We start from the raw sequence: 12,431 nt of genomic DNA, 5'->3' as shown, positions 1-12,431 counted from the left end.
ACGCTCAGCCCTCCGAAGGCGCGAGGCGGTCGAGCTCCGCCTGCGTCGACTTGAGCAGGTCGTTCCAGGCCGCCTCGAACTTCTCGACGCCCTCGTCCTCGAGCAGCTGCACCACGTCGTCGTACGAGATCCCGAGCTTCGCGAGCCCGTCGAGCTCGGCACGCGACTGCTCGTAGGTGCCGCGCACGGTGTCCCCGGTGATCTGCCCGTGGTCCGCCGTGGCCTGGAGCGTGGCCTCCGGCATGGTGTTCACGGTGCCCGTGGCGACCAGCTCGTCCACGTACAGCGTGTCCTTGTACGCCGGGTCCTTGACGCCGGTCGACGCCCACAGCGGACGCTGCTTGTTGGCGCCCGCCTTGTCCAGCGCGGTCCAGCGTGCGGTGGCGAACACCTCCTCGTAGGCCTCGTAGGCGAGGCGGGCGTTGGCGAGTGCCGCCTTCCCGCGCAGTGCCTTGGCCTCGTCCGTGCCGAGCGAGTCCAGGCGCTTGTCGATCTCGGTGTCCACCCGGGACACGAAGAAAGACGCCACCGAACGGATCTTCGACAGGTCGAGTCCGGCGGCCTTCGCCTTCTCCAGGCCGGCCAGGTAGGCGTCCATCACCTCGCGGTAGCGCTCCAGCGAGAAGATCAGCGTGACATTGACGCTGATGCCCTGCCCGATGACCTCGGTGATCGCGGGCAGGCCTGCCTTCGTCGCCGGGATCTTGATGAACGTGTTCGGGCGGTCCACCAGCCAGGCCAACTGCTTGGCCTCCGCGATGGTCGCGGCGGTGTTGTGCGCGAGCCGCGGGTCCACCTCGATGGACACTCGGCCGTCCTGCCCGCCGGTGGCGTCGAACACCGGACGCAGCACGTCGGCGGCGTCCCGGACGTCGGCCGTCGTGATCATCCGCAGGGCTTCCTCTACCGTCAGCCTGCGTGCGGCCAGGTCGGCGAGCTGCTGCTCGTAGCCGTCACCGGACGAGATCGCCTTCTGGAAGATCGACGGGTTGGTCGTGACACCCACCACGTGGTGCTGGTCGATCAGCTCGGCGAGATTGCCGGAGGTGATCCGCTTGCGCGACAGGTCGTCGAGCCAGATCGCCACGCCCTCGTCGGAGAGGCGCTTGAGTGCGTCTGTCATGGGAATTGCATCTCCTACTGGTCGTATACCGGCGTCAGCGCCCGGCGGCGTCGATCGATTCCCGGGCGGCGGCGGCCACCGCCTCCGGGGTGAACCCGAACTCGCGGAACAGGAGCTTGCCGTCCGCCGACGCACCGAAGTGCTCCAGCGAGACGATCCGCCCGGCGTCGCCCACGTAGCGGTGCCAGGTCAGGCCGATACCGGCCTCGACCGCGACCCGGGCCTTGAGCGACGGCGGAAGCACGCTGTCCTTGTACGCCTGCTCCTGCTCCTCGAACCACTCGGTGGACGGCATCGAGACCACCCGCGTCGGGGTGCCCGCGGCCTGGAGCTGCTCGCGAGCCTCCACCGCGAGGTGCACCTCGGAGCCGGTGGCGATCAGCACCACCTCGGCATCGGCGGCCTGCCCGTCGGGACCCTCGGCCTCGAACATGATGTAACCGCCCCTGGCGGTGTCCTCGTTGGGCTCGTAGGTCGGCACGCCCTGACGGGTCAGCGCCAGGCCGTGCGGGGTGCCGACACCGAACGCCTTCGTCCAGCGCCGCAGGATCTCCCGCCAGGCGATGGCCGTCTCGTTGGCGTCGGCGGGGCGCACGATGGACAGACCCGGGATCGCGCGCAGCGAGGCGAGCTGCTCGACGGGCTGGTGGGTCGGGCCGTCCTCGCCCAGACCGATCGAGTCATGCGTCCAGACGTAGGTCACCGGCAGGTGCATCAGCGCGGACAGCCGCACCGCGTTGCGCATGTAGTCGGAGAACACCAGGAAGGTGCCGCCGTAGACGCGGGTGTTGCCGTGCAGCGTGATGCCGTTCATCACGGCAGCCATCGCGTGCTCGCGGATGCCGAAGTGGATCGTCCGGCCGTAGGGGTCGGCCTCCGGCAGGGGGTTGCCCTTCGGCAGGAAGGACGACGACTTGTCGATGGTGGTGTTGTTCGAGCCGGCCAGGTCGGCGGAACCGCCCCACAGCTCGGGGATGACACCGCCCAGCGCCTGGAGCACCTTGCCGGAAGCGGCACGGGTCGCGACGCCCTTGCCGGCCTCGAACACCGGGAGCTTCTCCTCCCAGCCGGCCGGCAGCTCGCCCGCGCGCACGCGGTCGAACTCGGCGGCGCGCTCCGGGTTGGATGCCCGCCACTCGGCGAATCCCTTCTCCCACTCCTCGCGTGCGTCACGGCCCCGGTCAAGGGCCTTGCGGGTGTGCCCGATGACCTCGTCGGAGACCTCGAAGGTCTGCTCGGGGTCGAAGCCGAGCACCCGCTTGGTGGCCGCGACCTCGTCGTCGCCGAGCGCCGAGCCGTGCGAGGCCTCGGTGTTCTGGGCGTTCGGGGCCGGCCAGGCGATGATCGAACGGGCCGCGATGAAGGAAGGCCGCTCGGTCTCCTCCTGAGCAGCCCTCAGCGCGCGGTACAGACCGGCCGGGTCGAGGTCTCCGCTCGGCAGCTGCGCCACACGCTGCACGTGCCAGCCGTAGGACTCGTACCGCTTCAGGGTGTCCTCGGAGACCGCGGTCTCGGTGTCGCCCTCGATGGAGATGTGGTTGTCGTCCCACAGCAGCACCAGATTGCCGAGCTTCTGGTGCCCGGCCAGAGCGGACGCCTCGTGGGAGATGCCCTCCTGGAGGCAGCCGTCGCCCGCGATGGCCCAGATGGTGTGGTCGAACGGAGAGGTGCCGGGCGCGGCGTCCGGGTCGAACAGGCCGCGCTCGTAACGGGCGGCCATGGCCATGCCCACGGCATTGGCGACACCCTGGCCCAGCGGGCCGGTCGTGGTCTCGACGCCGACGGTGTGGCCGTACTCCGGGTGCCCGGGGGTCTTGGAGCCCCAGGTGCGAAACGCCTTCAGATCGTCCAGCTCCAGGCCGTATCCGGCCAGGTAGAGCTGGATGTACAGAGTCAGGCTTGAGTGGCCTGCGGAGAGGACGAACCGGTCGCGACCGGTCCAGTCCGCATCGGCGGGGTCGTGCCGCATCAGCTTCTGGAAGAGGACGTACGCCGCGGGGGCCAGGCTCATGGCCGTACCGGGATGGCCGTTGCCGACCTTCTGTACGGCGTCAGCGGCGAGGACACGGACGGTGTCCACGGCCCGCTGGTCCAATGCGGTCCACTCGAGATCTGTGGTGGTCGGCTTGGTGCTCACCCTGGGTCAGGGCTCCTCTCCACATGTTCGGGTCCCGGTGACTGAACGGGTGTACCGGGCGCTGTCGAGCCTACCCTCGCAGCAGCGGGCGTCCTTTCGAGAGCACGTCTCTCCCCTCGGACAGCGCCGGTCTTCCTTCCGGTGCCGCCACTGCCAGGGTGCGCTCACGAGCCGGACTTCGCCTCCTGTCGGTGATCGGCTCGGTGTTCGGCCCGGTCACCGCTCCGGTGACCGGTTCGTGATCGGTCCGGTGTCCGGTCACGTCGACGGGTCGCGTCAATCCGTGAATACGCGCCCCCGTCCCGGACCGCTCAACACGACCCCACCCCCGCGAAGATCGGCATGCGGCCAACGTCTAGAGTGGCGTGGTACGCGCGAGCCTCCACGGGTGTCCATGCCCCCGCAACCACCGGGTGCGGGAGGCGTCCTCGTGGGCTCGCTGGGAATTCTCTGTCAGGGGTGTGCGTGACGGCCGTCGAGTCCCGGCCCGCAGGGGCCGTCTTGACCACCGGTCCAAGGGGCCATCGGCCATTCGGGGCCCGCGTCAAGGCATTCGTGGCGCTCACCAAGCCGCGGATCATCGAGCTGTTGCTGATCACCACGGTCCCCGTGATGTTCCTGGCCGCCCAAGGGGTGCCGGACCTCTGGCTGGTGGTGGCCACCTGCGTCGGAGGCTATCTCTCCGCCGGTGGCGCCAACGCGCTCAACATGTACATCGACCGCGACATCGACGCGCTGATGGACCGCACATCGCAGCGTCCGCTGGTCACCGGGATGGTCTCGCCCCGCGAGTGCCTGGTCTTCGGACTGTCGCTCGCGGTGGTCTCCACCCTCTGGTTCGGACTGCTCGTCAACTGGCTGTCCGCGGTGCTCGCGCTCGGCGCGCTCCTCTTCTACGTCGTCGTCTACACGATGCTGCTGAAGCGGCGCACCGCGCAGAACATCGTCTGGGGCGGCATCGCAGGCTGCATGCCCGTGCTCATCGGCTGGTCAGCCGTCACCGACTCGATGTCCTGGGCGGCCGTCATCCTCTTCCTGGTCATCTTCTTCTGGACGCCGCCGCACTACTGGCCGCTGTCGATGAAGGTCAAGGAGGACTACGCGCGCGTCGGCGTGCCGATGCTTCCCGTGATCGCCTCCAACAAGGCCGTCGCCCGCCAGATCGTCCTCTACAGCTGGGTGATGGTCGCGGTCTCGCTGCTGCTCACCCCGCTCGGCTACACCGGCTGGTTCTACACGGCGGTCGCGCTGGCCACCGGCGGCTGGTGGCTGTGGGAGGCGCACGCCCTCCAGAGCCGGGCGAAGGCCGGGGCCACGGGCGGAAAGCTCAAGGAGATGCGCCTCTTCCACTGGTCGATCACCTATGTGTCGCTGCTGTTCGTGGCGGTGGCCGTGGATCCGTTCCTGCGCTGACCGGTCGACCGGTTGATCAGTCGATCCGCTGGTCGGTCAGGGGCTGTCCCGGACTTCCCGGCGGAAGGATCCCGGGTCCGGCCCGGGCGATACGGGACTGCCCGGTGGCGCCCGGGACCGTACGGCCGGGCGAGGCGTGGCCCAGACCACGTGGCCTGGCGGTCGCCAGTGGATCTACTCGCGAGTAGCATCGCTGTCATGGCAGAAACCCAGGTCGACGAGACCACGCCCCAGGTCAAGCAGGACGCCCGCGCCGACCGCAAGGCCGCCAAGCTCGCCAAGCAGATCGGCGCCTTCGCCAAGGCTCACGGCGGAGCCGAGGGTCAGCTCGCCTACATCGGGGAGCGCGGCAGCCGCATCGTGCTCGTGGGCGAGGACGGCGGCTGGGGCGACATCGTGGCCCCCACCCACGCCATCGCGGTCAGCGCGGCGGAGAAGTCGGGCATCACGATGCATGAGTCCTTCGACGGCGACTTCGCCGCGAAGGTGCGCACCGGACCGTACGAGTGGACCCGCATGGCGGGCATCCAGGTCGGCGGCCCGTCGAACGGCTGACGAAGGTCCGGCACAGGGCCCGCCGCGGTCCGGTGCCCGCCGCACGGACGGCACATCGGGCTCCGGGGGCAACACCTCATGCCCGGCTCACCCGTTAGGACGTGTGCAAGCACGCCCACCGCGGGGAGGTCCCGGATGATCGATACGCCGTCCTTGGTGGACCAGTACTGCCACGGCGTCCTGCGTACCGAACTCGGCCTTGGCACCTTCGAGGCGCACCTGGGCAGGACCGCCGGGGCACCCGCGCCCGGCACCACCTTCTTCGACACCCAGACGGGCTTCGCGGTACGGCGCTGGTGTCCCCCCTTGCTCGGACTCGAACCGCACTGCCCACCCGCGTACTATCTCGCCCGGCGCAGGGAGCTGGGCGTCCTCGAGTCCGGCCGACGGCTGCTGCGGGCCACCGGGATCTCCACCTACCTCGTGGACACCGGACTGCCGGGAGACATCACCGGGATCCCCGAGATCGCCGCGGCGGGTGAGGCGGAGGCCCATGAGATCGCCCGCCTGGAACAGCTCGCCGAACACGTGGCCGACACCTCGGGCACCGTCGACGGCTTTCTGGCCAATCTCGCCGAGGCCGTCCACGGGGCGGCTGCGACGGCGGTGGCCCTCACCTCGGTCGCGGGTGTGCGGCACGGGCTCGCACTCGCCCCCGAACCGCCGGGCCCCGGCGAGGTGAGAGGTGCCACGGGGCGTTGGCTGTCGGCGCGCCGGGTGGGCGACCGCCTCACCGATCCCGTACTGCTGCGCCATCTGCTCTGGATCGCCGTCACCGCGGGGAGGCCGCTGCAACTGCATGTGGGCGTGGACGATCCGCTGCTGCTCACCGGGTTCGCGGCGGCCACGACCGGCCTCGGCACCGATCTCGTCCTGTTGCACGGTTACCCGTACCACCGTCACGCCGCGCACCTGGCGAGCGTCTTCCCGCATGTGTACGCCGACGTCGGGCCCGCGCTCGCGTACACGGGAGCGGGCGCGGCGTCCGTGCTCGCGGAGATCCTGGAGCTCGCGCCGTTCGGGAAGCTGCTCTTCTCCAGCGGATCGCGAGGGCTGCCCGAACTCCATGTGGTCGGTGCGCGGATCTTCCGGGAGGCGCTGGTGCGGGTGCTGAGCGGCTGGGTCACCGACGGCGCCTGGTCCCGGGCGGACGCCCAGCGGGTGGCCGAGATGATCGCCGCCGGCAATGCCCGCCGCGTCTACGGACTGCCGGTCCAGCCCACCACCCCACCGACCCCCGTCCGGGTGCCCGCGGTTCGTGGCTCGGAACTGCCGGCCCGGATCCAGCGGCGCCACGTCTGAGCCCGTGCTCCGCTCTCAGGCGGTGGTGAGCGCCGCGTCCTGCCGTGCCGACGCCCCCGCCGGGTCATCGAACGGCCGCTCCCGCAGGCTGAGTGCGAGCCGCAGGGCGGCGACCCACATCAGCGAGGAGCCGAGCATATGGGCGCCCACCAGCAGCTCGGGCACATCGGTGAAGAACTGCACATAGCCGATGGCGCCTTGGGCGAGCAACACGATCAGCAGCTCCCGGGCGCGGGCTCGAGTGTCGTCGGGGGCGTCCACCACCCGCAGGGACAGCCACATCGCAAGGGCCAGCAGACACACCAGCCAGGCCAGAGCCGCATGTACGTGCGCGGCGTCCACCCAGTTGAACGGCATCCGCGGCACATCGCTGCTGTCGCCCGCGTGCTTCCCGGAGCCGGTCACCGCCGTCCCCACGGCGATCAGCAGCGCGGACGAGCCCAGTAGCGCCCAGGACAGCTTCCGCACCGGACGCGGTACCCGGCGCCGCACCGCGGCGTCGCCCTCACCGGACCTGACCCAGGTGACGGTGGCCACCGTCAGCAGCGCGTTGGCGGCCAGGAAGTGCCCGGCGACGGTCCACGGGTTGAGGCCGGCCCATACGGTGATCCCGCCGAGGACGGCGTTGCTCATCACCACCCAGAACTGGGCCCAGCCCAGCCGGGTGAGTCCGCGCCGCCACGGCTTGGTGGAGCGCGCGGCGATGATCGCCCAGCCGACCGCGGCCGACAGCACGTAGGTCAGCATGCGGTTGCCGAACTCGATCGCGCCGTGGATGCCCTGCTCGGGTGTGGCGAAGAGGCTGTCGTCCGTGCACTTCGGCCAGGTGTCGCAGCCGAGACCGGAGCCGGTCAGCCGGACCGCGCCACCGGTGACGATGATGACGACGCTCATCACGACAGCGGAGAGCGCGGCACGCCGGACGGTCGCGGGGGACGGTGTCCAGCGCTGGGCGATGAAGGCGAGGGGGGTCTGCACGGCGACTATCGTAGGCGGCCGCTTGTGCGCGCTTTCACGAGGGGGACGACCGGGCGCGGACGAACATGCCCCGGACAGCGCACCGCGCACCCGCACCGCACCCACGCCGCGTGCTCACTCCCAGCGGAAGAACTTCGCCGCCGCACCGAGCCCGAGCACCGCCCAGCCGGCCAGGATCCCGAGATCCGCCCAGGGCATCCCGGAACCGTGCTGCAGCACGTCGCGCAGCCCGTCCGACAGTGCGGATATCGGCAGCAGCCCGAGCGGCGACTGAGCCGCTTCGGGGAACTTGTCGAGCGGTACGACCACCCCGCCGCCCACCAGCAGCAGCAGGAACACCAGGTTCGCGGCGGCCAGCGTGGCCTCCGCCCGGAGCGTGCCCGCCATCAGCAACCCGAGTCCGGAGAAGGCCGCCGTGCCGAGTACCAGCAGCGCCAGGACCGGAACGGGACCCCCTTCCGGGGACCAGCCGAGCGCGAAGGCGAGCACGGTCAGCAACGCCACCTGGAGGATCTCGGTCACCAGGACCGCGAGTGTCTTGGCCGTCATCAGCGCCCACCGCGGCAGTGGTGAGGCGCCGAGCCGCTTGAGCACCCCGTAGCGCCGCTCGAAGCCGGTGGCGATGGCCTGACCGGTGAAGGCGGTGGACAGAACCGCGAGCGCGAGGATGCCGGGAGTGAGGAAGTCCACGGTCCGGCCGGCACCCGTGTCCACGATGTCGACCGTCGAGAACAGCACCAGCAGCAGCGACGGAATGATCACCGTCAGCAGCAGCTGCTCGCCGTTGCGCAGCAGCATCCGGGTCTCCAGCGCCGCCTGCGCCGCGATCATCCGCCCGAGCGGTGCCGCGCCCGGCTTCGGGGCGTAGCGGCCCGAAGCGCCCCGCCCCGCCGCCGCGCCCGCCCTCGTGCCCATGCCTTCGCCCACCTCAGCGGTCATGACCGCAGCTCCTTCCCGGTCAGCTCCAAGAAGACGTCCTCCAGGGTGTGCCGTTCCACCGCGATCCCGTCCGGCATCACCCCGTGCTGTGCGCACCAGGAAGCGACGGTGGCCAGCAGCTGCGGATCGACGGTGCCCGATATCCGGTACGCACCGGGGACCACCTCGACCGCCGATGTGCCGTCCGGCAGCGCCTTCAGCAGCGAGCCCAGGTCGAGCCCCGGACGGCCGGTGAAGCGCAGGGTGTTCTCCGCGCCGCCGCGGCAGAGCTGCTCGGGGCTGCCTTGGGCGACCACACGGCCCGCGTCGATGATCGCGATGTCGTCGCAGAGCTCCTGTGCCTCGTCCATGAAGTGAGTGGTGAGCACCACGGTCACCCCGTCCGAGCGCAGCTCGCGCACCAGCTCCCAGGTGGCCCTGCGTGCCTGCGGGTCGAGGCCCGCTGTCGGCTCGTCCAGGAACACCAGCTCGGGGCGGCCGACCACGGCCATGGCCAGCGCGAGCCGCTGCTGCTGTCCACCGGACAGCCTCCGGTAGGCGGTACGACCGCAGGAGCCGAGGCCGAGCCGCTCGATCAGGGCGTCCACGTCCAGCGGGTGCGCGTGCAATCCGGCCATGTGGCGGAGCATCTCGTCGGCGCGAGCGCCCGAGTAGACGCCGCCGGACTGGAGCATCACGCCGATCCGGGGACGCAGCCGCGCCGCGTCGGCCACCGGGTCGAGCCCCAGTACCCGGACGCTGCCCGAGTCGGGACGGCGGTAGCCCTCGCAGGTCTCGACCGTGGTGGTCTTCCCCGCGCCGTTGGGGCCCAGGACGGCGGTCACCGTACCGGCGCGGACTTCGAGGTCGAGCCCGTCCACCGCGGTCTTCGCTCCATACCGCTTGACCAGGCCGCGCACCTGGACGACGGACTCGTTCTTCATGCCGGGAAGTCTAAGGAGCCCCGGGCGCCCTCCGGGCCCCGGGTCCGGAACCCGCCACTACCGGAAGCTCCGGTTTCGTTTCGCCGTCCTGGCGCGCGGGCGCGGTGCCACCCGCACCCCGTGATCGGCCGGCGCGTCGCCCGCTGGCCCGGGCTCAAGCGGGTGAACCATCCGGCCCTGGGTCCCGAGCGAGTGCGCCGGAGGGTAGGGCTTGGGTGCCCTGGGAGGTACCTCCCGTACGGGCGACGGCTTCGGAAAGGCGGCAGCGGTGGCGGAGAACGATCTGGAACGCCGGCTGGGCGTTCTGCTGGGCGATGAGCTGACCGGGGACGGGAGGGGCGGGTTGCTCGCCTCGCTGTTCAGCGAGGTCGGCGACAGCGGTCAGGGCGGCGGGAACCCGCTCCAGGGTCTGGTGAACGAGCTCAATGAGGGAGGTCTCGCGGACAAGGTCGGTTCCTGGGTCGGTCCCGGCGGCAACGAGCCCGTCAGCGGTCCGGAGCTCGCTCAGGCGCTGCCGTACCAGGTGCTCGACCGTGTGGCGCGGCAGGCCGATGTGGCACCCGAGCAGGCCGCCGACCTGCTTGCCGAGGCGCTGCCGCAGGCCGTGGACAGGCTGACTCCGGAGGGGCAGGTCCCGCAGGGGCTGCTGTAGGGCCCCATGGAGGCAGACGGACATCCGGGTGATCACCCGGAACGGCCCGGCAGGGAGCGGCGAGGTGATCGTTTCCGCAGGTCAGGTTAGGTTTCCCTAAGTGATGCACGGCACCGTCCGCGGAGCGGGCGCGGCTTGTCACTGTCCTCGGAATTACGCAACAATGGCGTTGTGAAAAACGGTGAGGCGGGGCATCAGGCCCCCCAGGAAGAGCTCGCTACCGGGGAGCGCTCGACGCGCAACCGGGTCGCGCGGTCGATCCTGGACCACGGTCCCTCCACCGTCGCCGACCTCGCGAAACGACTCGGCCTCACCCAGGCCGCCGTCCGCCGCCACCTGGACGCGCTCGTGAGCGACGATGTCGTCGCCCCCCACGAGCAGCGCGTGTACGGGACGCGCACCCGGGGCCGGCCCGCCAAGGTGTTCGCGCTCACGGACTGCGGTCGTGATGCCTTCGAGCAGTCGTACGACAAGCTGGCCGTCGACGCCCTGCGCTGGATCGAGCGTGCGGCCGGGGGTGGAGCCGCCGGTGAGGCTGCCGTCGCGGACTTCGCCCGGGCCCGGATCGAGGCGCAGGCCGACGCGTACCGCAAGGCCGTCGACGCCGCCGATCCCGAGCACAGGACCGAGGCTCTGGCCAAGGCCCTGAGCGCCGATGGGTACGCTGCTACGGCCCGTGACGCCCCGGTCGGCGAGCAGCTCTGCCAGCACCACTGCCCCGTCGCCCACGCCGCCGAGCGCTACCCGCAGCTGTGCGAAGCGGAGACGGAACTCTTCTCGCGCCTGCTCGGGACCCATGTGCAACGGCTGGCCACCATCGCCCACGGCGACGGAGTGTGCACCACCTTCATCCCGAAGGTGGGCCGTGGCCCGAGCGGCAGCGGCAGGGCCGGCAGTCACAGAACCAGCAGCAGTCACATCTCAAAAACGTCAGACACATCAGCATCTGCAAGCAAGGCCGGGAGGAACCCCGCATGACTCTCCCCACGGAGACTGCCCACCCTGAGCTCGAGGGCCTGGGCAAGTACGAATACGGCTGGGCCGACTCCGACGCCGCCGGCTCCGCCGCCAAGCGCGGCCTCTCCGAGGAGGTCGTCCGTGACATCTCCGCGAAGAAGTCCGAGCCCGAGTGGATGCTGAAGCTGCGTCTGAAGGGTCTGCGGCTCTTCGACAAGAAGCCCATGCCGAACTGGGGCTCCGACCTCTCCGGCATCGACTTCGACAACATCAAGTACTTCGTACGGTCCACCGAGAAGCAGGCCGCCAGCTGGGAGGACCTGCCCGAGGACATCAAGAACACGTACGACAAGCTCGGCATCCCCGAGGCCGAGAAGCAGCGCCTGGTCGCCGGTGTCGCGGCGCAGTACGAGTCCGAGGTCGTCTACCACCAGATCCGTGAGGACCTGGAGGCCCAGGGCGTCATCTTCCTGGACACCGACACCGCGCTGAAGGAGCACCCGGAGCTCTTCCAGGAGTACTTCGGCACCGTCATCCCGGTCGGCGACAACAAGTTCGCCTCGCTGAACAGCGCCGTGTGGTCCGGTGGCTCGTTCATCTACGTACCGAAGGGCGTGCACGTCGACATCCCGCTCCAGGCCTACTTCCGGATCAACACCGAGAACATGGGCCAGTTCGAGCGGACGCTGATCATCGTGGACGAGGACGCCTACGTCCACTACGTCGAGGGCTGCACCGCACCGATCTACAGCTCGGACTCGCTGCACAGCGCCGTGGTGGAGATCATCGTCAAGAAGGGCGCCCGCTGCCGCTACACGACCATCCAGAACTGGTCGAACAACGTCTACAACCTCGTCACCAAGCGTGCTGTGGCCTATGAGGGCGCGACCATGGAGTGGGTCGACGGCAACATCGGCTCCAAGGTGACGATGAAGTACCCGGCCGTCTACCTGATGGGCGAGCACGCCAAGGGCGAGACGCTGTCCATCGCGTTCGCGGGTGAGGGCCAGCACCAGGACGCCGGCGCCAAGATGGTCCACATGGCGCCGAACACCTCATCGAACATCATCTCCAAGTCGGTGGCGCGAGGCGGAGGCCGCACGTCCTACCGCGGCCTGATCGAGATCGGCGAGGGCGCCCCGGGCGCCAAGTCCAACGTGCTCTGCGACGCGCTGCTGGTCGACACGATCTCGCGCTCCGACACCTACCCGTACGTGGACGTCCGCGAGGACGACGTGTCCATGGGCCACGAGGCCACGGTCTCCAAGGTCTCCGAGGACCAGCTCTTCTACCTGATGAGCCGGGGTCTGTCCGAGGACGAGGCGATGGCGATGATCGTGCGCGGCTTCGTCGAGCCGATCGCCAAGGAGCTGCCCATGGAGTACGCCCTCGAACTCAACCGGCTGATCGAGCTCCAGATGGAAGGAGCGGTCGGCTAGCGCCACCGCCGCA

At 70.1% G+C, this 12,431-nt stretch carries 11 protein-coding genes; 6 read left to right on the top strand and 5 right to left on the bottom strand.

Annotated elements, in window-relative coordinates:
* Positions 1-4: 4 nt before the first annotated feature.
* Positions 5-1,123: a transaldolase gene (gene tal / locus V1460_RS24780; RefSeq protein WP_338675813.1), complete on the bottom strand. Its 1,119-nt coding sequence runs from the start codon at positions 1,121-1,123 to the stop codon at positions 5-7.
* Between the two features lie 34 nt (positions 1,124-1,157).
* On the bottom strand, positions 1,158-3,260 hold the full coding sequence (gene tkt, locus V1460_RS24775) for a transketolase (protein WP_338675812.1): 2,103 nt from the start codon (positions 3,258-3,260) through the stop codon (positions 1,158-1,160).
* Positions 3,261-3,725: 465 nt separating this feature from the next.
* Between tkt and V1460_RS24770 the strand changes: the two genes are divergently transcribed.
* From V1460_RS24770 to V1460_RS24760, 3 genes are all read left to right on the top strand, one after another.
* Positions 3,726-4,673 (top strand): heme o synthase, encoded by a 948-nt coding sequence (locus V1460_RS24770; RefSeq protein ID WP_338675811.1) that lies wholly within the window; start codon positions 3,726-3,728, stop codon positions 4,671-4,673.
* A 198-nt stretch (positions 4,674-4,871) separates the two neighbouring features.
* A complete protein-coding gene (locus V1460_RS24765) occupies positions 4,872-5,228 on the top strand; it encodes a hypothetical protein (RefSeq protein WP_338675810.1) in 357 nt (118 codons plus the stop codon).
* Between the two features lie 135 nt (positions 5,229-5,363).
* Positions 5,364-6,530 (top strand): amidohydrolase family protein, encoded by a 1,167-nt coding sequence (locus tag V1460_RS24760; protein WP_338675809.1) that lies wholly within the window; start codon positions 5,364-5,366, stop codon positions 6,528-6,530.
* Positions 6,531-6,545: 15 nt separating this feature from the next.
* On the opposite strand, the gene V1460_RS24755 is transcribed toward V1460_RS24760, so the two are convergent.
* From V1460_RS24755 to V1460_RS24745, 3 genes are all read right to left on the bottom strand, one after another.
* Positions 6,546-7,517, bottom strand: a complete 972-nt coding sequence (locus V1460_RS24755) for a COX15/CtaA family protein (protein ID WP_338678194.1) — start codon at positions 7,515-7,517, stop codon at positions 6,546-6,548.
* A 105-nt stretch (positions 7,518-7,622) separates the two neighbouring features.
* Positions 7,623-8,447 carry an ABC transporter permease gene (locus V1460_RS24750; protein ID WP_407077522.1) on the bottom strand — a complete coding sequence of 275 codons (825 nt, stop codon included), beginning with the start codon at positions 8,445-8,447 and terminating at the stop codon, positions 7,623-7,625.
* Positions 8,444-9,370, bottom strand: a complete 927-nt coding sequence (locus V1460_RS24745; protein WP_338675808.1) for an ABC transporter ATP-binding protein — start codon at positions 9,368-9,370, stop codon at positions 8,444-8,446. Before V1460_RS24745 ends, V1460_RS24750 begins: the two co-directional genes overlap by 4 nt.
* Before the next feature lie 211 nt (positions 9,371-9,581).
* On the opposite strand from V1460_RS24745, the gene V1460_RS24740 reads away from it, so the two are divergent.
* From V1460_RS24740 to sufB, 3 genes are all read left to right on the top strand, one after another.
* Complete coding sequence (locus V1460_RS24740; protein WP_338675807.1) at positions 9,582-10,022, top strand: YidB family protein; 441 nt, start codon at positions 9,582-9,584, stop codon at positions 10,020-10,022.
* 171 nt (positions 10,023-10,193) lie between these two features.
* The gene (locus V1460_RS24735; RefSeq protein ID WP_338675806.1) at positions 10,194-11,000 is read left to right on the top strand and encodes a metalloregulator ArsR/SmtB family transcription factor; all 807 of its coding nucleotides are present in this window, start codon (positions 10,194-10,196) and stop codon (positions 10,998-11,000) included.
* On the top strand, positions 10,997-12,418 hold the full coding sequence (sufB, locus tag V1460_RS24730) for a Fe-S cluster assembly protein SufB (RefSeq protein ID WP_338675805.1): 1,422 nt from the start codon (positions 10,997-10,999) through the stop codon (positions 12,416-12,418). The genes V1460_RS24735 and sufB overlap by 4 nt, the downstream gene beginning before the upstream one ends.
* Positions 12,419-12,431 lie beyond the last annotated feature (13 nt).

This window comes from Streptomyces sp. SCSIO 30461, from assembly GCF_037023745.1.
Lineage (GTDB): Bacteria > Actinomycetota > Actinomycetes > Streptomycetales > Streptomycetaceae > Streptomyces.
The sequence above is the reverse complement of the archived record's forward strand: the minus strand, read 5'-3'. Positions and strand labels throughout refer to the sequence as shown.

What these genes read in the sequence shown, in the direction of transcription:
- tal (WP_338675813.1), bottom strand. Translation starts at nt 1,123, where the DNA reads ATGACAGACGCACTCAAGCGCCTCTCCGACGAGGGCGTGGCGATCTGG.
- V1460_RS24765 (WP_338675810.1), top strand. Translation starts at nt 4,872, where the DNA reads ATGGCAGAAACCCAGGTCGACGAGACCACGCCCCAGGTCAAGCAGGAC.
- V1460_RS24760 (WP_338675809.1), top strand. Translation starts at nt 5,364, where the DNA reads ATGATCGATACGCCGTCCTTGGTGGACCAGTACTGCCACGGCGTCCTG.
- V1460_RS24750 (WP_407077522.1), bottom strand. Translation starts at nt 8,447, where the DNA reads ATGACCGCTGAGGTGGGCGAAGGCATGGGCACGAGGGCGGGCGCGGCG.
- V1460_RS24745 (WP_338675808.1), bottom strand. Translation starts at nt 9,370, where the DNA reads ATGAAGAACGAGTCCGTCGTCCAGGTGCGCGGCCTGGTCAAGCGGTAT.
- sufB (WP_338675805.1), top strand. Translation starts at nt 10,997, where the DNA reads ATGACTCTCCCCACGGAGACTGCCCACCCTGAGCTCGAGGGCCTGGGC.